Raw genomic sequence first — 20336 nt, 5'->3', positions numbered from 1 at the left:
TCAGGCTAGTCCACGATCGTTTCGTCAGGAGCTCTTGAGCCCGGTACCGGAGCCGCCTCGCGGACAGGCTCCGGCACCGGGGAGTCAGCTCAGCTTCGCCGGTACGTTGTAGGCCTCCACCTGCAGGCGGGGTGACTTGACCGACTTGCGTGGCGCCACTGTGACCGTGCGCGACTCCCCCGGCAGCATCCAGAAGTAGTTGTCGCCGTACAGCGTCGGGAGCACGCGGTCCTTGCCGTTGCTCTCGCGCAGCGACAGCCGCACCATCGCGGCCACGGTCTTGCCGGCGTTGCGGATCGTCGCGGTGTAGCCGTCCTTGCCGGCCGCACGCAGGCTCGCATCCAGCTGCGTGCGCCCGAGCTGGTTCAGCGCGCGCATCGCGGTGTCCGTCCGGTAACGCCAATAGGTGTTCTCCGAGACGACCCCGCCGTGGGCGTCGGTGAGCGTCAGTCGCAGCAGGTGCAGAGCCGGCAGGTCCGCGCCGAACGGCACCGTGAACGCCGGCGTCGCGGAGATCGGGCCGACGTCGAGCTTCTGCTGCTGCGGCGCGCCGAGGGCCGTGCCGTCGAGCCCGTGCAGCTGCGCGGTGACGGTGAGGCCGGTCAGGGCCGTGGGTGTGTGGTTGACCGCCCGCACCTGCCACGTCGAGAGGTCGGCCTGCACGTGGCGGGACTCGCAGCCCTTGCGGGAGCCGTAGTAGCTGCCGTTGACGTCGAGGTCGTAGTCGTAGGTCTGCCACACCGTGCTGTGCCACGCCGGGTGCGACATCCACAGCAGAACGCCCGTGGCGTCGTTCCACAGCTTCGAGTTCCACGCTTCGAAGATCGAGCGCATGCTCTCGTAGTTGACGAACTGCGCCTTGCGGCAGAACTCCTCGAGGCTCGACGACGGTGCGAGCCGAGCGTCGATCGCCGCCAGGTAGCCCTGCGGCGACTGGTTGCCCTGCGTGGACCAGTCGTGCAGGAACCACGGCGCGCCGATCGGCCAGCCCGGGTCGCCTTCGCCCACGAGGTTGCGCATGCTCTCGACCACCGACACGGTCGGGATGCCGATCTCGCTCCAGAACCCGGACTTGCCGCCCGTGGCCTCGCCGGTGAAGTACTGCTTCGGGTCCAGCCAGCGGTACGGGCCGTCGCCGGTGATCACGCCGCCCGCGGAGTTGCTCTGGTACAACAGGTCGGTGTTGCCCGTGACGATCTCCCGCAGCGCCTGGTCGAGCGCGGCCGGCGGGGAGCCCTCGTTGCAGCCGAACCACACCGTGGCGCACGCGTGGTGGCGGTAGCGCAACACGGTGTCCTCGGCCTGTGCAAGGAAGACGTCGTGGTTGGCCGGGTCGGTCGACCAGCCGTCCCAGAACTCGTTCCACAGCAGGATGCCGTACTTGTCGCAGGCCGCGAAGAGCTCTTCCCGGTAGGACGTGCCGACCCAGTTGCGGATCAGGGTGAAGTTCATGTCGCGGTGCATCGCGACCACGGCGTCGGCCCGCTCGGCCGGCATGCGGCGCAGCAGTTCGTCCCAGCCCCAGCTGCCGCCGCGGATGAACACCTTGACGCCGTTGACGATGATCGTCAGCGGCTTGGCGGAGTTGTCGACCGAGGTGACGTCGGTCCAGTTCTGCCCGTCCTGCGACACCTGGATGCGGAACGTCTGGGCGTAGGCCGTCTCCCACGCGACCACCACGCGGTCGAAGGACACGGCCGAGCCGAGGTCGACCTGCAGCCACTGGTTGTCCGCGTACTCCGAGGTCCACCGGGTGCCCGGATTGCCGTCCACGGCGTTCTCGGGTGGGTTGCCGTCGGCCACGCTCAAGCTGGTCGCGTACTTGCCCAGCGCGAGGTCCGTTGCGGGCGTCGCGCTGTCCACAACGGACAACGTCCAGCACGAGAAGCCCCAGCCGGTGGCGCGGCGGTCGCACTGCAGGCGCACGAACCGGGACGTCTGGGGAGCGAAGTCCACGGTTTGCCCGGCGACGCCGTTGACGGGCACGATCGGCACGTCGTACTGGTAATCGATCTTGCGGATGCCGAATTTCACCGCGCGCCGGTCGCTCACGGCCGCGCCGATCGCGGCGGTGAGGGTGAGGTCGTGCAGAGCCGGGTCGCCGTAGCCGTTGGGCCACCACAGCTTCGGGTTCTTCAGCCGCAGCTGCGGGAAGTCGGCCGGGGCGAACGTAGCGGCGCCCGCCGCGCCGGCGGCGAGGGTGATCGTGGACGACACGCTGACGCCGTCGAACTCGGCGGTGACCTTCGCGCGCTGGGTAACACCGCTGGCGTTGCGCACCGGAACGGTGATGGTGAGCTCCGCCGCGCTCGTGTCGGGCAGGTTCGGCAGCTTGGTGTCCACACGGGCGTCGCCGACGACGACGGCGCCGGTCGAGCGCAGGCGCACGTGGTCCCAGAGGCCGGACGCGCGGTCGCGCACCGCGGGCATCCAGTCCCAGCCGGACACCGCGAGGTAGGTCGGCGAGTTGGTGAACATCGTGCTGTCCGCGTCGACGAACGACTGTCCGGCCGGGCCCTTGTCCCCGGGGCTGCCCGGGAACGGCATCGGCGTGATCTTGACGGCGAGGTTCTGGTCGCCGGAGCCGTTCAGCGCCGGCGTGATGTCGAAGACGGCGCGGCCGAACGGGTTCGACGCGGAACCCACGTGCTTGCCGTTGAGCCAGATGTCGGCCGCGTGGTTGATGCCGTCGAATTCCAGCCACACGTAGCGGCCCGCGCGCGTGTCGAGGCCGCGCGGCACGCCGAACGAGCGGCGGTACCACCACGAGTGCCGCGACAGCGCCTCGGGGATGTGCATGTTGTTCATGCCCGACACCGGGTCCGGCAGGTGGCCCTGCTCGACGAGCGAGCCCAGGACCGTGCCCGGCACGCTGGCCGGGAGCCAGCCTCGCGTGTCGATCGACGGGCCGGACAGCACGGCACCGTCGGTGCTCGGGGCCCAGTCCTGCATGGTCAGCGCCCAGCCGGACTCCAGGAGCACCGTGCCGTCTGCCGCCACGGCGAGCGCCGGCGGGTTGTCGTGGTTGCGGACCGGCCACGACGTCCAGCCCTGCACCGCGGGGCGGGTGCCGTGGCTGGTGCCGTAGACCTGAAATCCGTTGAGTCCCAACGGGTTCGTGGTCGAGAGCTTGCCGGAGGTCAGCCGCACCCAGCGCGCGCTGACCGGCTTGTCCAGCGCGACGGTCACCACGCCGCCGGTCCCGGCGTCGCTCGAGTGCACCGTGCGCCAGGCCTGGCCGTCGGCCGAGACGTCCAGGTCGAAGACCACGGGGTAGCTCGACTGCACCTCGGCGCCGGTGGTGTGGCTGCGCGAGCCCGCGGCGTCGAACGCCGGGTCGCCGGGGCGGGCTTCGAACGTGAGGACCACGGACGTGATGTCGCAGCGGCCCTGCAGGTCGACGGTGATCCACTGCGAGTCGCCCTTGGCCGCGCGCCAGCCGGAACCCTGCACGCCGACCTGCGCGAGGCCGTCCACGGCGAACTCCGCGGGCGTGGCCGCGTAGTCGGTGGACGACACCTGGACGGGTCGGGAGAGCGCGAGGTCCGCCGGGGTCTGCCCGTCGGGCGCCGCCGGGACGGCCGACGCCGCCGAAGCCACGCCGGGCAGCACGACCGTGAGGCCGAACCCGGCCAGCAACCCGGTGCCGGCGGCCAGCAGGTGCCGTCTCGACAGCGACGACTCCGCGCCCGGCGCACGCCTCTGGTCCAACGTCATGGGATCTCCCGCTCTCCGAGACAGATCCCGTCCACGTGACGCGGGGCCAGGGGGCGTCGACGTCGACGGGTGACAACGTTGCCAGGAAGCTTCCCGGCCGTGCACCCGCCCGTCAAGACGACAAGTCAGACAAGAATCGGCCACGCTGACATCGATGTCGGTACCCGGATCAGTTACGGGGACGTCGGCGCCGGAGCTCGGCCGCGGGTGGCGGACGAGCCCCGGCGTGGCGGGTCACCGCACCAGCACGGCGTCGCCGATCGGACGTTCCCCGGCGGCGTCGGACGGGTGGTTGACGAGCGCGCCGTTCACGGCCATGGCGGTGGAGCCGCCGCCGTCGAGGTTGAGCGCGTCGACGGCGCCGAGGCTGCGCATCAGCTGCGCGCCCTCCTCGACGGTCACGCCTTCGCTCACGCCCGGCTGGCGGCCGTCCACCGTGACCAGCAGGAGCCGGCCCTGCGCGTCGAGACCGGCCATCGTGCGCGGCTGGCGCTGCTCGGCCCACGCGTAGCCGAACGACAGGTCCCTCGGGTCGAGCACCCCTTCGGTGGCCGCGTCGATGGCCTGACGGCCGTCGCGCAGCAGCACCGGCGCCGCGCTGACGATGCCGTCACCGGCCCGCAGGTCGACCGGCCGGCCCGACGCGGTGCGCAGGCGCCCGTCGACCGTCAGCCGCCGGCCGGCAACGGCGTGGGCCGTGAGCCAGTCGGCCGACGCGCCGATCCCCTGCACGACCGAACCGCCGGCCGGTACCGCGCCCAAGCGGGCGCCGACCGACAGCACCCGGCCGGTGCGGTCGAGCGTGACCTGGGTGCCGGCACCGATGGGCAGGGCGGCCCCGAACTCGGGGGTGAATAGCACGAGCTCGTCGGTGGTGGTGCAGGTGAAGTCCTGCCGCGGCTGCGTGGTCGGGGTCAGGCCGGGGCGGCCGCAGTCGCGCACGACACCGGGTTTGCGATTCACGCCGTTCACCGCGTGGCTCGCCGCTCCGGAGCGAAGCGTGACGGCAGACGTCAGGTTTTCGATGCCCACGTCGCCGTGGCGGCCGAGCACGAGCGCCGCGCGGGCGCCCGACGAGAGCGATTGGATCTTGCCGTCGTAGGCGGCCAGGCCCGCGGGCACGCCCTGGAACCCGTCGGCGTCGGCGGTGACGAAGAAGCCGCCGTTCACGGCGACGAGCGCGCCCGCCTTCGCGGCGATCGACGAGGTGGGCTCGCGCTGGGCGACGGTGCCGTCGTGCGTCGCCTGGATCGTGCCGTGGAAGCCCTTCCGGTCGATCACGGCGACGTGGACGCGTTCGGCGTCGGCCGCCTGGTCGGCGTCGTACCCGGTCCACTCGGCGAGGGCGCTGAAGCCGGCCGCCTTGAGCTTCGCCGCGGCGGCGGTCGCCTCCGCCTGCGTGGCGTAGGAACCGGTGCGCACGCGGAAGCCTTCGACTCCGCGCGGGGTGTCGGAGAACCCCGGCCAGCGGACGGTGTCCTGCCGCACCGGGTACCCCGCCGCCGTCAGCCGCGCGGCGGTGTCGCGGGCCCACTGCGCGTCGCCGAGTTCGGCCGTGGTCGCGGCGCCTGTGAGCACGTTCTTCGCGGGCGCGGTGATCGTCACCGTCCAGAACGGACTGTGGTTCTGCTGCGTCAGCACACCGGTGCGGACGGTGACCCCGGGCGCGACGGCGTCGGTGGTCCAGGTGTAGCCGGCCAGACCGGGCACCGCAGCCTCGGCGACGGGTGACAGAACCGCCGCCGCGCCTGCGGCGACGACGGCCGCCACGAGCGCCCGGCGGGGACGGGAAGAGGTGGACACGGTGGGCTTCTCCCTTGCGTCAAGCGGATCCGGGAGATTCCACCCCGTCTCGTGGGCCCGGACCTGTCGGCGGGCTGGAGCGCCGGTGAACCTCTGCCGAACCCCGCCCGCACACGCCTGCGTACGTAATTTCTCCGTAGGTCTCCGGATGTGCCGGCAGCGGCCGCGCGCCACTCTGAGAGGTGCGAAGCGAAACCCGACACGGAGGTGCCCGATGGCGATAGACAGCCCTCGCCAGCCGTGCCCGGTCTGCTTCCGGTCCACGGTCCTCATCAGCTACACGTGGGGTCGGCAGTGGACGCACGTCGGTACCTGGCGCCCCGGTTGCGAGCCCGCCGGGCGCGACCGGGAAGCACTGCACTCCCCCGCATCGGACACCAGACCGCCCGCACCGGATCTGGCTGCCTGAAAGGAGAAAGCCGACGATCCCGCGGAAAAAGGAGGTGCTCGCTCTCCCCCCGACCGAGTGAGCCCCGGCTGAACCCCGTACCACGGAGACAAGACGTGGTACGGGGTTCGGTGCTGCCCGGATGAACCGGAGAAACCTGACATCGGCCACCGCGCGACGTACGCTCACTCCGACGCGTGGAGGTGGTCTCGATGGGGACGCTGCCTGCGGAGCTGACCAGCTTCATCGGCCGCCAGCGGGAACTGTCCGAGATTCGCAGGCTGCTCTCCGCGAGTCGCCTCATCACGCTCACCGGAGCCGGGGGCGTCGGGAAGACGCGGCTGGCCGTGCGCGTCGCGGACCAGGTGCGGCACACGTTCCCGGACGGCGCGTGGCTGATCGAACTCGGCGACCTCCACGATCCTGCGCTGCTCGCGCAGACCGTCACGGCCGCGTTCGGGATCCGTGACGCCGACGAAGATCCGCCCGCGCGGCTCACGGAGTACCTGCGCGGCAAGAGCATGCTGCTCGTGCTCGACAACTGCGAGCACCTGGCCGAGGCGTGCGCCCGGTTCGCGCGCGACCTCCTCGCGGCGGCACCGGACATCCGGATCCTCGCCACCAGCCGGCACGTGCTCGCCGTCGAAGGCGAGCGCGTGTACGCCGTCGAACCGCTCGCGGTGCGGCCCGTGCGCGACCTCGCCGACGCTGTGAGCCTCGACGCGGTGACGCTGTTCACCGAGCGCGCCACCGCGGTCTCGAGCGGGTTCTCGCTCGACGCCGACAACTGGGCCGGCGTCGTCGAGGTGTGCCGGCGCCTGGACGGGCTGCCGCTGGCCATCGAGCTGGCGGCGGTGTGGGTGCGCACGCTGTCCGTCGACGAGCTGCTCGACCGGCTGGACGACACGTTCCAGCTGCTGAGCCGCAACGCCCTCGCGCCACAGCGGCAGAAGTCGCTGGTGGGCACGATCGACTGGAGCTACCTGCTGTGCACCCCGCGGCAGCGCCTGCTGTGGACGCGGCTTTCGGTGTTCGCGGGCGGGTTCCACCTCGACGCGGCCGAGGAGGTGTGCGCGGGCGACGGCATCGAGCGCGCCGACGTGCTCGCGCTCGTGGCGGCGCTCGTCGACAAGTCCCTCGTGCAGACCACGCACGACCGCGCACCGACGCGGTTCCGGATGTTGCAGACGATCCGCGAGTACGGGCGGCAGAAGCTGGCGGAGGCGGGTGACGAACCCACGATGCGCGACCGGCACAGCGAGTACTTCCACCGGCTGGCCGCGAACGCGCAGCGCGACTGGGACACCGGAGCGCACCAGGTGCAGGTGTACACGACCACGCGGCGCGACCACGCGAACCTGCGGACCGCGCTCGAACACGACTTCAGCACGCCCGGCCGGTACGCCGCGGGTCTCGACCTGGTGGTGACGCTGCACTTCTTCTGGCTGCACTGCGGGCACCTCACCGAAGGGCGGCTGTGGCTCGCGCGGGCTCTCGGCGTGAACGAAGGAGCGAGCCGAAACCGCGCACGGGCGTTGTGGATCAGCGGGTACGCGGCTTGCCTGATGGGCGAGCCGCGCGCGGCGTTGCCACTCCTCCAGGAGGCGGACGAGTGGGGCCGCCGCCACAACGATGTCGTGGTGCTGGGCCACACCGAGATGATCACCGCCGCGTGCCACTTCCTGCAGGGCGACTTCCACAACGCGACCACGCTGTTTCGCGAGGCGAACGAACGGTTCTCGGCCATTCCCGGGTTCACCAGCATCAAGGTGCTGAGCCTCGGGACCATCGGCCAGTCCGAGGCGTGGGCCGGCGACCCGGCGACGGCCATCGCCGTGGCCGAGCGGGGCCTGGCCATCTGCGACAGCACCGGGGAACTGCGCGCCCGCACCCACTTGCTGTACGCCCGTTCCCTGGGCCAGTGGATGCTCGGCGACCACGACGCCGCAGAGGCCGGCCTGCTGCGCGGAGTGCGCACGGCGAGGCAGTTCAACGACATCCTCAGCGCGGCGATATGCATCGCGTTCCTGGCGTGGACCGCCGCCGCCATGGGCCGCGCCGAGCTGGCCGCCGAGCGGCTCGGTGTGGCCGACCGCGTGTGGCCCCTGGTGGGCGGCAAGGTGCTGCTCGGCCAGCCCCGCGCGCTCGCCCAGCACGCCACCTGCGAACACGAAACCCGCGAAGCCCTCGGCGACGCCCGCTACCGCACCGCCTTCAAGCGCGGAGCCGAAGCCGCGACCAGCTTCGAAGCCGCACTGGCCCACATCCTGGGCGAGAACGTCCCCGCGCCGACCCCGGCCGCGCCGGTCACGCGGGAGCCGTCGGAGCCCGAGCTGACCACGCGCGAATTGGAGGTCGCCGAACTTGTGGCGGAGGGCCTGACGAACAAGGAGATCGCCCAGCGCCTGGTCATCAGCCGCCGCACGGTGGAGTCGCATGTGGACCACATCCTGGGGAAGCTGGGGTTCAGCTCGCGCAGCCGGATCCCAGGATGGCTGGTGGAACGCCGGAGCTGATCTTCGCCCTGGGGGTGGGCTCCAGCCGGGTCGCGCCACCTCCCCGGCGCTCAGCTGGGTTGACACGACGGGGCACTGCGCGGCTGACCTTCCTTGCGAGCCGCCCGAACGCGTCCGGTCAGCTGTGCGCGCTCGGCCGGCGCCATAGCGGACGCGGCTTTTCACCGCGGGTCGTGCCACGCACCCGCGGCCGACTCCCCTTCCGATGATCGACTGCCACCACACAGCGGTCTCACCGTGTCGCTGACCAACCCGACCGGGCGCCTGCCCCGGCCTGCCCGGACAACCCGGCCCGCGACTTTCACCGCCGTAGGCGCTCTTGCGCCCTGCCACCGCCAGGCAAGATTCTTCGCCCTCGACAAGCCGTCGTCACCGCGCAGCACGATTCACCACGCGACCGGCGCTCGCAGCCCCGCCGCCGATAAGTTTCACCACGGTGGCCGGCTTGCGCCGCAGCCACAGCCACCGCCGATTCGCCTTCGGCCAGAGACCGTCACCAGGCAGCGACTCGCCGGCGATCAGCCCCACCGGGCGCCTGCCCCAGCCCGACCGCCCGACGACTTTCGCCGCAGTGGGCGCTCTTGCTCCCTGCCACAGCCGCGCAAGATCCGCCCCGGCGAGCGATCGTCACCGCAGCACGATTCACCGCGCGGCCGACCAGCCCCAACCGGGCGCCCGCTCAGCACGCAGTCCCGCCGCCGGCAAGTTTCACTACGGTGGACGGTCTTGCGCCGCAGCCACAGCCGGCGGCCGAGGCGCCTTCGGCGAGCGACGGTCAGCGGCACGACGCACCTCACCGTGCCGCTGACCACCGACCAAGCGCGCGACCGGCCCGACCACACAGCCCGGCCGCCCACGGAACTAACGCGGCAGGCACTCCCGCGCCCAGCCACAGCCGCAAGATCCGCCCCGGCGAGCCAACGTCACCACAGAGCGCGACTCACCGCGCCGCGCTGCCGACCAACGACCGTGCGCGCGACCGGCCCGACCACACAGCCCGGCCGCCCACGGAACTAACGCGGCAGGCACGCCCGCGCCCAGCCACAGCCGCAAGATCCGCCCTCGGTGACCGATCGTGACCGCGCAGCGCAGTCCGCCGCGCGGGTGAGCGCCCCCAACCCGGCGGCTGCCCAGCCCGGCCGCGCAGCCACCCGACAACAGAACTTCGCCGCAGCGGGTGCTCTTGTCCTGCGCCGCAGCCGCTGAAGATTCGTCGTCGGCGAGCGATCGTCACAGAGCAGGCGACTCGCCGGTGATCAACCCGACCAGGGCCGTGCCCAGACCGGCCCGCAGCCTCACAAATTTTCACCGCGCCTGATTCTTGCCGTGCGCCGCAGGCGCTGCTGAATCGCCTCGCGCGAGCCGCTGTCACCGCCCAGCCCAGCCGACCGCGCAGGCGATCAGCCCGACCGGGCGGCTGCCCAGCCCGGCCGCCGAGCACGGCGGACCGGTGCCCTTCGAGTTCCCCGAGCCCGAGCCGGCGACGCAGCAGATGTTCGCGACGATCGGGGAACTGCGCAGCGTCGGCCTCGGGCGAGCCGACGACGAAGCCGACCTGCGCCGCAACGTCCTCGGCACACTGCCCTTGCACGACTGGATGACCTTGGCCGTCACCCCGCTCGAACCGCACCCCAACGACCCCGGCCGCCGAGCGTGACCACGCGAGAGTGCCTCACCGCACCGGTTGCGCCTCCGCCACGAACCGGGCCGAAGCCGCGCGCAACGCGTCCAGCGCCGCCCGCACCCCGCGTTGCTGCTCTTCCCCCGCCCGGCAGATCGCGATGATCGTGCGCGACAACGCCGGCCGCGTCGTCAGGACGCGCACCCCGGCCGGTGGCGCACCCCGCGCGAGCCGCGGCACCAAGGCGGCTCCGGCGTTCCCCGCGACCAGCGCCAGCTGCGTCGGGTATCCGCCGACCGTGCAGCTGATCTTCGGTTCCAGCTGCTGCGCGCGCAGGACGTGCACGAGCCACTCGTAGCAGCCCGAGCCGGCCGTCCAGGCGATCCACGGCACGTCGTCCACCTCGACGAGATCGACGGTGCGGCGGTGGGCCAGGCGGTGGCCCGCGGGCAGCACCAAGTCGGCGACGTCGGAGAACAGGGTGATGGCACTGACGGTCGGCGGGAGCACCGTCGGGCGGTCGGCCCAGCTCTCGGCGACGGCGATGTCCAGGTCGCCCGTCACGATCTGCGGGATGGTCTGCTCGGCTTCCCCTTCGCGCAGCGTCACCTCGAGCCGCGGGTGCTGCGTGGCCAGCGTCGCGAGGGCCGGCGGCAGCAGCGCGTGGACGGTCGTCGGGATCGCACCGATGCGCAGCGGGCCCAGCACTTCCTCGTTGAGCAGCTCCAGGTCCGACCGCGCCTGGGCCAGCTGGGCCAGCACGCGCTCGGCGTGGGCGGCCAGGACGCGGCCCGCACGGGTGAGCCGGACGCTGCGGCCGCGCGGCTCCAGCAGCACCTGCCCGGCCTCGCGCTCCAGCTTCGCCAGCTGCTGCGACACCCCCGACGGCGTGACGTGCAGCGAAGCGGCCGCCGCGGCGACCGAGCCGTGCTGCGCGACCGCGTGCAACGCGCGCATCCGGTCCAGGCTGAACACAGTAGGAATGCTACCGAATTCGACGCAGGAACATTCGCTTGTCCTTGACAGTTGCGGACCCCACGCTTGACGTGTGACCACGACCGACCTGCCCTCCCGTCCCCCCGCGGCCGGCCCCATCACGGTGCTCACCGGACGCGTCGACCCGCGGCTGCTCGCCGCGGCCGGCAGTCTCTGCATCGCACTGTCGTCGGTGTTCATCAAGGTTTCGGGGACGAGCGGGGCGACCAGCTCGTTCTGGCGCTGCCTGTTCTCACTGCCCGTGCTGGCCGCGCTCGCCTACTGGGAGTGGCGACGCACCGGCGTTCGCTCGAAGGTCCTGTTCCCGCTGCTGGGCGGCCTGGGCCTGGGGCTCGACTTCGTGCTGTGGGGCGAGTCGATCCCGCGCGTCGGCGCCGGGATCGCGACGGTCCTGCTCGGTGTCCAGGTCGTCATCGTGCCCCTGCTCGCGCTGCTGTTCCTCGCCGAACGGCCGGGCCGCCAGTTCCTGCTCACCACCCCGGTGCTGCTCGTCGGCATCGTGCTCAGCGGCGGGTTCCTCGGCGAGTCCGCCGTCGGCTCCGATCCGTTGTCGGGCGCCCTGCTCGCGCTTGCCGCCGGCGCCGGTTACTCGTGCTACCTGCTGTTCATCCGCCTCAGCAGCGGCCCTGCCACGCAAATCCGGTCCCTGCTGCTCGCGACGGTTTCGGCCGGCACCGTCGCCGTGGTCCTCGGTTTGCCCTTCCACCGCCTCGACTTCACGCCGGGGTGGCCCGGGTTCGGCTGGCTGGTCGCGCTCGCCTTCGTGGGCCAGGTCGTCGGCTGGCTGCTCATCGCGGCCGGGCTGCCGCGGATGTCGGCGGCCACGGGCTCGACGCTCATGCTGCTGCAGCCGATCGGCGCGGTGGTCTACGGCATCGTGCTGCTGGGCGAGGACCCCACGGTGCTGCAGCTGGCCGGGTGCGTAATCGTCGTCGCGGCGGTGTGCTTCGCCGGCCGCGCACCGCGGGACGTCAGCTCTCCGGGAACGCCAGCCCTGCCGAAGCGAGGATTCCGCCCACGAGCTCGCGCAGCTCGTCGCGCCGGAACTCGATGACGTCGGGCGACCCGAGCAGGTCTTCCGCCAGCTGGTCGACGGACCAGGTGACGACGGTGCCGTGGCGCGCGAGCAGCAGCCCGACGTCGCGGATCCGGTAGAGGTCACCGACGTCCAGCCACGCGTAGAGCAGCAGCTGCCACAGCCACCGGCCCACGTTCCCGGGGTCGCGGAGGCCGACCACGGTCTTCACGTCGAGCAGCGTCGCGGTGCCGTCGCCGATCCCGCGCGCCGGGTCGACGGCGCCCAGCAGCACATCGCCGTCGGCCCAACCGGGGACGATCGTCGGCCCGGCGATGCCCAGCTGCTCACCTTCGGGCGGGTTGCCGCCCAGCCGCCGCAGCTCCCACAACGCCCCGCGATCGTGCAGGCGCTTGGCGAGCTCGGCCAGCTCCGTGACCTGGTCCGCGGTGGCCAGGCCACGCAACGCGTCGACGCTCATCCCGCCGCCGTCGACGGCCCGCGCGAGCCGCGGGTCGATCGCGCCCGACCGGTAAACGTCCTCGCACGCCGAGAGGACCCAGTTCGTCCGCGCGAGGCCGGCCTCGACGCCGGGCGTCCCGAGAGTGCCGGGCGGCGCGTGCCGCTCCTGGTACGCGCGGGCGCGGCCGAACAGCTCCGCCCACACCTCGGCGGCCCCGGGCACCGGCCCGGCGACCGCGCCGCCGAGCTGCTCCCCGAGGTCGAGCCAGGTCGTCGCCGCGGGCCGCACGCCGAGCGCGCGGGCACGGAATTCCGCCGGCAGCCCGCGGTGCGTCCGGTACTCGGCGGCTTGGCGGTGCGCCCACGCTCCGGTGGCCCACTGCGCCGTCACCAAGCCCAGCAGCGAGTAGTACGGCGGCGCGGGCTGGACGAGGTCGGCGATCCGCTGGCCGAACGCCCCGCCGAGCTCGGCCCAGTGCCGACGCGGCACCTGCTTGTGCACGGGGCGCACCGGCCGCACGTCCTGCACAGCCGCTTCGACGTGCGCCGCCACGGCCGGCGTGCCGGTGAAGACGCGGGCGCACCACCGCGAGAGGACGCTCGCCGGGTCGGCCAGCTCGGACGTCAGCGACACACCCTCACCCCGCGAGCGCCTGGCCTTCGCGGAAGAACGCCTCCAGGTCCGGCACCTCGCGCACGGGGTGCGCGGCGCCGAAGGGCGCGTTCCAGAACTCGCCCCGCCGCGGCTCGTGCGGGCCGACGTACGCGTACGGCTCGGACAGGAACGTGTCGCCGGGCGACACGCCGTAGTTGACCTCCGCGACGGTGATCGCGACGTCGAAGTGCTCGGGCCACAGCACCGGGGTCTCGCCGGGCGCGAACGCCCGCAGCGCGCGGTCCCCGGCGGCGAACGCCCGCAGCAAGGTGCTCAATGCGCCGGCGCCGAGCTCGATCGTTTCGTCCGGCCGCACGCCCGGCCCGTCGGAGTAGACGTCGGCGAGGTCGCCGGCCTCGACGCCGATCTCCGCCGCCACCTCGCGATAAGTACGGCCGGGCAGATCGACTGCCCCCGAAGGCGTGACCAGCCGTGGTCCGTCGACGGTGAGCGCGGGCTCGGCGATCGTCGCGAACCCCTCCCCCACCACGCGCAGCTCGATCCGTCCAGAACTGCGGAACTGGGGTCCGGCCAGCAGCAACTCGGCTACGCCGTGCAGTGAACGCCTCGTCCGCGCGAGCTCAGTCGACTCCGTCATACCCCTGATCCTGCCCCTGGAGCCCGTCAGCGGACCAACCGGACTGCCAGTACGCTCGCCGCGTGATCAAGAAGGCACTCACGGCCGCGGTCGCGCTCACCGCGGCGTTCGGTCTCGTCAGCTGCAGCAACCCCACCGGGAAGTCCTGGGCCATCAGCTACGAGGTCACCGGTAGCGGCACGACGACCGGGATCACCTACGCCCAGTCGGTCGACCGCTACCAGAACGACTCGTCGGACCACCAGCTCACGGGGCCGCTCGGGCTGCCGTGGAAGCAGGACGTGATCATCAGCGCGGGCCGCGACGCCAAGGTCACGGCCACTCCGACCGGCGACGCCACGCTGTCGTGCCGGATCCTGCTCGACGGCACGAAGGTGCTCGCGAAGGCCACCGCTCCCGCCCCCGGCAAACCGGTGACCTGCACCAAGACCACCGACAAGTAACGCTCAGGCGAGGAAGTTCGCGACGTTCCCGGTGAAGACCGCCGGGTCGTCCACCCACGGGTAGTGGCTCACGCCCGGCTGCGCCTCGAGCACCGCGCCGGGGAACAGCGCGGCGATCGCAGACGCGACGCCGGACGGGGTGATCCAGTCGAGCGCGCCCGCGAGCACCAGCACCGGCGCGGTGACCCTGGCCAGTTCCGCCCGGGTGCGCACCGGATCGAACGCGCCGTCGGAGTTGTACACCGGGGCCGCCTTCGCGTTGCGCTGCCCGGCTTCCGTAGCGTGGTGCGCCTTCGCCGCGTCGTCCCAGCGGCCGTAGTACAGCGGCGCAACGGCGGCCCAGTCGGCGCTCGTGGCGCGGCGGCCCGCGATGGCTTCGTACGCCCCGGAGACCTCCAGGAACCACGATTCCGCCGACCGGCGGGCGATCGCGAGGCGGCGTTCACCGGGCGACGGGTCCAGGGCGAGGGACCGCGCGCTCGGCGTGATCAGCGCGAGCCGCCCGACGCGGCGCGGGTGCGCGGCCGCGTACTTCACCGCCAGGCTTGCGCCCGCGGAGTGGCCGAGCGGCTCCAGCCGGTCCGCGCCGAGGTGCTCGCGAAGGGCTTCGACGTCGGCCACTTGCCGGTCGCGGCGGTACGTGGCCGGGTCCGCGAGCTCCGCCGACTCCCCCGTGCCGCGCAGGTCGAGCACGACCAGCGGCCGGTGCGCCGCGAGTCCGCCGAGGTCACCGAGGTACGCGCCGGCGCGCATCGGGCCGCCGGGCAAGCACACCACCGGATCGCCGAGGCCTTCGCCGAGCACCCGGTACGCGCGCGCGGTCCCGTCCGGGGCGGCGAAGGTCGGCATGCGCGGATCCTGGCACCAGCGGGTGACCGGCGGCAAATTCGGTGGTCGGCCCGGTGGTGCGGCCCGTACTGTCCGGCGCGGCGTTCGAGGTGTCTGCGGCCTGAAGGAGCAACAGTGAGCACGATCCGCCACGGGGAAGCCGTCGAACGGTTCGGCGCCGTCGCCGACGCGTTCGAGCGGAACTTCGCCGACTTCCCCGAACTGGGCGCCGCGGTCACGGTATTCGCGGGCGGGCGCAAGGTCGTCGAGCTGTGGGGCGGGGTCGCCGACGCCGGCACCGGCCGGGCCTGGGAGCGCGACACGGTGGTGCCGGTTTTCTCGTGCGCCAAGGGCATCGTGAGCCTCGCCGGACACCTGCTCGCGCAGGACGGCCAGCTCGACCTCGACGCACCGGTCAGCCGCTACTGGCCCGAGTTCGCGGAGCACGGCAAGGCGGACATCACCACGCGGATGGTGCTCGGGCACCGGGCCGGGCTGCCCGTGCTCGACCGGACCGTGCCGTTCGGGGAGATCGCCGGGTGGGCGCCGGTGATCCGCGCGATCGAAGAGCAGAAACCGTTGTGGGAGCCGGGAACCACCCACGCCTACCACGGGCACGTCTTCGGGTTCCTGCTCGGCGAGGTCGTCCGCCGGATCACCGGGCGGACCGTCGGCGGGTACTTCCGCGACACCGTGGGCGAACCACTGGGGCTACGGGCCTGGCTGGGCCTGCCCCCATCCGAGATGGCGCGGCGCGCGCGGCTCGTCGAAGCCGAAGGCCGGCCGCCGATGCCGCCGCCCGAGCACATCCTGACCCGGATCGTCACGATGAACGGCGCGCTCGTGTTCCCGGGCCTCGACGAACCGCACGGCTGGAACGATCCGGCGCTGCTGGGCATGGAGCTGCCTGGCGCGGGCGCGACGGCGTCGGCGACCGGGCTGGCGGGCGTGTACGCGGCCGCGGTGACGGGGATCGAGGGCAGCCCGCGGCTGCTGTCCCGGGAGACCGTCACCGACGTGGTGCGCGAGGTGTCGGCCGGGCCGGACTGGTTCGGGTTCGACGCGGGTGCCCGCTGGGGTTCGGGGTTCCTGCTCCACTCGGCGTTCCGCCCGATGCTCGGCGCCCGCAGCTTCGGCAACGACGGCGCCGGCGGCCAGTTCGCGTTCGGCGACGACGAGCACGGCGTGGCCTTCGCCTACGTCGCCAACCGCATGGTCGGCCACGGCGACGCACGCGCCACGCGGCTCGTCACCGCCGTGCGCGAATGCCTGGACTGACGCCGGAATCGCCGCAACCTCGGCGTTTCCCGCTCACCGGAAGGTCCACAGCGGACTGAAGCGGGCGACACCGAGGGCCTTGCGACGGCGTGTCGCCGGATCGGTAACCTCAAGATCAAGGTGAACACGAGGTTACCGGTAGCGGACGCGCCGGGTAAGGAGAACTGAATGCCGATCGCGCTGCGCCCCACCGGCTCGGGCAGCGGGTTGTACGACGCGATCACGGCGTTCGGGGTCTCGACGCCCGGCTGGCTGCGGGACCTGGCGCTGGCGTACACCGGCTACGGACTGGTTTTGGTGGTGCCGTTGTTCGCCTGGGTGTGGTGGCGCGCCCGCACCGAAGGCGGCGCGGAGCGGATGGCGCTCGCGCTGCTGGCGCCGATCGGCACCGCGGTGGCCTACGTCGTCAGCGAGGTCGTGAAGAGCTTCGTGCACGAAGAACGCCCGTGCCGCGGCCTGCCCGCCTCGGCGATCGCCGGCGAGTGCCCGTCACCCGGCGACTGGTCCTTCCCCAGCAACCACTCGACGATCGCCGCCGCGGCCGCCGTCGGGGTCGTGTTCGCCTGGCGCCGCGCGTGGCCCTGGCTCTGCGCCCTCGCCGCGGCGATGGGTTTCTCCCGCATCTTCGTCGGCGCCCACTACCCGCACGACGTCCTCGTCGGCCTTTGCCTCGGCGCCGGCGTCGCGGCTCTGCTGAACCGCTACGCACTCGCCCGCGTCACCGCCCTGGTGACGCGCGTCGCCGACCGAGTCCCGGCGCACCTGCTCGGCCCGAGTGCCGAGGTTCGGCTCGACGACGACCCCACCGAACTGATCACGCGCCCCACCCCTGCGCCGGCTGTCCTCACCCGCGCCCGCCAGCCCCGCCCCTCAGCCGACCACGGCCCCGCCGCCCGCGGTCCCCGCCCGTCTCCGGGCCTGCCGCGCCGCCACCCGGGTGCCACCACACCGACCCGGCAGTTCCCACCCGTACCTCGGCCCGCCTCGGCCCGGCACCAGCCGCCGGCACCACGCCACCCGACCCCGCGCCCCTACCCCGACCAGCCCCTGCGACGGCCGCCTCAGGGGCGCTGACCGTCCACAACGGACAGTCACGCGCGCGAGAGTCGCCGGCCTCGCCCCCCGGCACCGCAGCTTGGCGCATGCGGCGTCACCGCCTTCGGCACCTCAGCGAACCCCGCATCAGCTTCGCCGCGCCTCCGCAAGCACACGGCCCGCCCACAACGAAAGGTCGAGCGTGATGGTCAGTGCGGGACCCGCCGGGCAGTCGCGAAATCCGGCACACTCCCAGCCGAGCGCGCGTGCTCGGCGACGCCAAGACTTGCGCACCTCAGTGGAAAGGCCGGGGCTCGCCACCTCGACCGCGGGCCTGAAGCCGACCCTGGCGGCGGTGCGGTGATTCATCAGCGCCCGATCGGCGCAGGCGGCATCAGCGTCGAGGTGCCGACCTGGAGCCGCCGCGGCTGTCCATCCACAATGGATGGCCGCAGCGAGAAGATCAGTGCGGCAGAGCGCCCGTGGCCGCGAATTCCAGACGCTTCGACACCGACACCGTCTGGTCGGCGAACCGCTCGAAGAAGCGCGTGAGCAGCGTGGCGGCGACGGCGGTGCGCTGGCCGTGCGGCCAGTTCGCGGACGTGATGGTCGCGAGGACCTTGGCGTGCAGGGCGTCGACGGTTTCGTCGGCGCGGCTGAGTTCGCGGTAGCCGCCCTCTTCGCCACCGTTGCGGATGAGTTCGACGAGGCGGTCGGCCATGCGGGCGGTGACGTCGCCGAGTTCGGCGAAGGTGGGTTCGAGGTCGGCGGGTACGGTGCGGTCGGGGTGGCTGCGCCGGGCGGTGTTCGCGATGTGCGCGGCCAGGTCGCCCATGCGCTCGATCTTCTCGGCGCAATACACGACCGCGAGCACGCCGCGCAGGTCGCCGGCCACCGGGGCCTGCAGCGCGAGCAGGGCGTAGGCCTCCTCTTCGCACGCCGCGCGCTGGTCGTCGAGCGCGGAGTCGGCGCCGATGACCTGCTCGGCCAGCTGCAAGTCGGCAGTGAGCAACGCGCGGGTCGCCCGGCGCATCGCCTCGGCCGCGGCCTCGCCCATGCGAGCGAGCCGATCGTCGAGCAGGCCGAGGTCGTCCTGGAAGCCTTCGCGCATGACCCGCGACTCTACCGAGACCCGCCGGGCCACCCGGCGTCGGCCAGCTCTTCGGCGGTGGCGAGGTCGGCGAGGTCGTAGGTGTGCCCACCCTCGTGCCCACCGGGCACGCGACACGCCGCGCCGTCTTCGGCCACCGCGCCGCACTCCGCCCGGGTCTCCAGCACGCGTCGGCCGGGCCACCAGCGCAGCCACCACGCCGGGCCGGCACCAGTGTCACCACGGACGCCCGCCACGTGCTCCTGGCCGTGCCCTGCCTGCAGCTCGCAGTACAACGACGACTTCGCCCTACGGACCGCAACGCTCCGCAGGACCGATCGTTCCCGCCCGGAAAGCTCCAGTGGCTCCAGGCACAGCGCGCGATCCGCCATGACGCTCAGCGTAAGCCCCCTCCCCCGAGACCACCGGGTGGGCCCGGTCCACCGGCGCGTCGCACCCGCGCCGTCCGCCGGCCGGGCGAGCCGAGCACCGACGACCGCCGGGCACCTCGCCGACCTGCGGAAACCGTTGCGGTGAACCGTTTTCCGGCGGAGTCCGTGATGCCCGGTGAACCGGACGGCACGATCCGGCACTTCGAGAAAGGCTGCCCACCCCATGCGCGTCACCACCGTGGCCACCGTCGTCTCCTTCGCCGCGCTCGCCGTGTCCCTCACGGCTTGCACCGGCACCACCGGCGGTTCGGCTTCGCCCGACCAGCTCGTGGCCCGCAACGCCACCGCGTCGGCGTCCGCACCGGCGTCCGCACCGGCCACGAGCGCCACCCCGACCACGACCGCGAAACCGCCCGCGCACACGACGAAGACGGCGAAGACCGCGACAGCCGCCGACTTCCACGCGGAGCTCACCCTGCAGCCCGACGAGAGCGTTGCCCTGCTCACGCTCGAGAACCGCGGCAAGTCCACGATCACGGTCTCGGGTTCGCCCGAGCTGCGGTTCCTCGGCGGCGACGGCTCACCGCTGGACCTCCCGATCCGGAAGGTCGACATCCCCGGCCCGCCGACGGGCGTCACGCTCAAGCCCGGCACCGCCGCGTTCGCCGGCGTCAAGTGGACCCTCGGCGACAAGGCCGACCCCGACGCGCTCGTCGCGAACAACTTCGAGCTGACCCCGCCGGGGGCCACGGGAACGATCACCGTCGACCTCGTCGGCACCGACGGTCAGCCCGTCCAGGTGCCTCAGTTCCCGATCAAGTCCGTGCAGGTCGGCACACTCCAGCCGGCCCGGCAGGGCGTGCTCGTGTTCTGACCGCGCGGCAGTCCACTGTGGATTCAGCCGGCCGCGACCAGGAGCTCCAGCGCCGTGGCGACCGACGCCAGCGAGGCGTCGTCGCGGGAAGCCAAGGCGACGACGAAAGCCCCTTGCACCAAGGCGAGCACGGCGTCGGCGAGCACCTCGGCCGGCTGGTCCCCGCGGACGTCGCGACGGCGCTGGCCGGTGCGCAGCAGCTCGACGATCCGTCCTTTCCAGACACCCAGGTCCTCGGCGAGCTGTGCGCGGAACGCCTCGTGCCCCGCGGCCAGCTCCGTCGAGAGCTTGCCCGCCAGGCAGGCGCGCTCGTGGCTCGAGCCGATGAACCGCTCGGCCATCGCGCGGAAGTAGCCCGACAGCAGCGCGGGCGTCGCGAGGTCGGCGCGCCCGCTCCATTCGCCGAGCTGGTCGAGCTGGAACTGCATGTACCGGGCGAGCACCTGCTTGGCGAACGCTTCTTTCGACCCGAAGTGGTGGTAGAACGAGCCTTTCGGCACACCGGAACCGTCGAGGATCCCGTCGATCGTGGTGCCGTGGAAGCCGTGGGCGTAGAGCTGGCGCATCCCTTCGCGCAGCAGCTTCTCCCGGTGCGGGATGGTCGTCGACCCGGTCATGACGGCGG

Annotated in this window: 16 protein-coding genes; 7 read left to right on the top strand and 9 right to left on the bottom strand. The window is 72.6% G+C overall.

Annotation, left to right across the window (positions count from 1 at the left end; genetic code table 11):
- Positions 1-84: 84 nt before the first annotated feature.
- Positions 85-3717: a discoidin domain-containing protein gene (locus I6J71_RS18285; protein ID WP_204095809.1), complete on the bottom strand. Its 3633-nt coding sequence runs from the start codon at positions 3715-3717 to the stop codon at positions 85-87.
- 234 nt (positions 3718-3951) lie between these two features.
- A complete protein-coding gene (locus I6J71_RS18280; RefSeq protein ID WP_239154988.1) occupies positions 3952-5520 on the bottom strand; it encodes a phosphodiester glycosidase family protein in 1569 nt (522 codons plus the stop codon).
- A 600-nt stretch (positions 5521-6120) separates the two neighbouring features.
- Between I6J71_RS18280 and I6J71_RS18275 the strand changes: the two genes are divergently transcribed.
- Together I6J71_RS18275 and I6J71_RS18270 are read left to right on the top strand one after the other, a co-directional pair.
- Entirely contained in the window at positions 6121-8424 is a 2304-nt protein-coding gene (locus tag I6J71_RS18275; protein ID WP_204095807.1) for a LuxR C-terminal-related transcriptional regulator, read from the top strand.
- 1450 nt (positions 8425-9874) lie between these two features.
- Complete coding sequence (locus I6J71_RS18270; RefSeq protein WP_239154987.1) at positions 9875-10081, top strand: muconolactone Delta-isomerase family protein; 207 nt, start codon at positions 9875-9877, stop codon at positions 10079-10081.
- 15 nt (positions 10082-10096) lie between these two features.
- Here I6J71_RS18270 and I6J71_RS18265 read toward each other — a convergent pair whose 3' ends face one another.
- A complete protein-coding gene (locus I6J71_RS18265) occupies positions 10097-11020 on the bottom strand; it encodes a LysR family transcriptional regulator (protein WP_204095806.1) in 924 nt (307 codons plus the stop codon).
- Positions 11021-11093: 73 nt separating this feature from the next.
- Here I6J71_RS18265 and I6J71_RS18260 point away from each other — a divergent pair, with 73 nt between their 5' ends.
- Complete coding sequence (locus tag I6J71_RS18260) at positions 11094-12095, top strand: DMT family transporter (RefSeq protein WP_204095805.1); 1002 nt, start codon at positions 11094-11096, stop codon at positions 12093-12095.
- On the opposite strand, the gene I6J71_RS18255 is transcribed toward I6J71_RS18260, so the two are convergent.
- Positions 12013-13152 (bottom strand): hypothetical protein, encoded by a 1140-nt coding sequence (locus tag I6J71_RS18255; protein WP_204095804.1) that lies wholly within the window; start codon positions 13150-13152, stop codon positions 12013-12015. The two genes, I6J71_RS18260 and I6J71_RS18255, sit on opposite strands and share 83 nt — an antisense overlap.
- A gap of 4 nt (positions 13153-13156) precedes the next feature.
- A complete protein-coding gene (locus tag I6J71_RS18250; protein ID WP_204095803.1) occupies positions 13157-13771 on the bottom strand; it encodes a hypothetical protein in 615 nt (204 codons plus the stop codon).
- 62 nt (positions 13772-13833) lie between these two features.
- On the opposite strand from I6J71_RS18250, the gene I6J71_RS18245 reads away from it, so the two are divergent.
- The gene (locus I6J71_RS18245) at positions 13834-14214 is read left to right on the top strand and encodes a hypothetical protein (protein ID WP_204095802.1); all 381 of its coding nucleotides are present in this window, start codon (positions 13834-13836) and stop codon (positions 14212-14214) included.
- 3 nt (positions 14215-14217) lie between these two features.
- Here I6J71_RS18245 and I6J71_RS18240 read toward each other — a convergent pair whose 3' ends face one another.
- The gene (locus I6J71_RS18240; RefSeq protein ID WP_204095801.1) at positions 14218-15063 is read right to left on the bottom strand and encodes an alpha/beta fold hydrolase; all 846 of its coding nucleotides are present in this window, start codon (positions 15061-15063) and stop codon (positions 14218-14220) included.
- A gap of 114 nt (positions 15064-15177) precedes the next feature.
- Between I6J71_RS18240 and I6J71_RS18235 the strand changes: the two genes are divergently transcribed.
- Both I6J71_RS18235 and I6J71_RS18230 read left to right on the top strand, forming a co-directional pair.
- A complete protein-coding gene (locus tag I6J71_RS18235) occupies positions 15178-16320 on the top strand; it encodes a serine hydrolase (RefSeq protein ID WP_204095800.1) in 1143 nt (380 codons plus the stop codon).
- Between the two features lie 168 nt (positions 16321-16488).
- Positions 16489-17394, top strand: a complete 906-nt coding sequence (locus tag I6J71_RS18230) for a phosphatase PAP2 family protein (protein WP_239154984.1) — start codon at positions 16489-16491, stop codon at positions 17392-17394.
- 424 nt (positions 17395-17818) lie between these two features.
- Here the strand turns inward: I6J71_RS18230 and I6J71_RS18225 are convergent, their stop codons facing one another.
- Together I6J71_RS18225 and I6J71_RS18220 are read right to left on the bottom strand one after the other, a co-directional pair.
- Positions 17819-18466: a PhoU domain-containing protein gene (locus I6J71_RS18225; RefSeq protein ID WP_204095799.1), complete on the bottom strand. Its 648-nt coding sequence runs from the start codon at positions 18464-18466 to the stop codon at positions 17819-17821.
- Between the two features lie 11 nt (positions 18467-18477).
- On the bottom strand, positions 18478-18837 hold the full coding sequence (locus tag I6J71_RS18220; protein WP_204095798.1) for a hypothetical protein: 360 nt from the start codon (positions 18835-18837) through the stop codon (positions 18478-18480).
- 223 nt (positions 18838-19060) lie between these two features.
- On the opposite strand from I6J71_RS18220, the gene I6J71_RS18215 reads away from it, so the two are divergent.
- Complete coding sequence (locus I6J71_RS18215) at positions 19061-19711, top strand: DUF4232 domain-containing protein (RefSeq protein ID WP_204095797.1); 651 nt, start codon at positions 19061-19063, stop codon at positions 19709-19711.
- Positions 19712-19734: 23 nt separating this feature from the next.
- Here the strand turns inward: I6J71_RS18215 and I6J71_RS18210 are convergent, their stop codons facing one another.
- The gene (locus I6J71_RS18210) at positions 19735-20328 is read right to left on the bottom strand and encodes a TetR/AcrR family transcriptional regulator (RefSeq protein ID WP_204095796.1); all 594 of its coding nucleotides are present in this window, start codon (positions 20326-20328) and stop codon (positions 19735-19737) included.
- Between the last annotated feature and the right edge of the window lie 8 nt (positions 20329-20336).

It is taken from the genome of Amycolatopsis sp. FDAARGOS 1241 (genome assembly GCF_016889705.1).
Classification (GTDB): Bacteria; Actinomycetota; Actinomycetes; order Mycobacteriales; family Pseudonocardiaceae; genus Amycolatopsis.
This window is presented reverse-complemented; position numbering and strand designations above follow the sequence as displayed.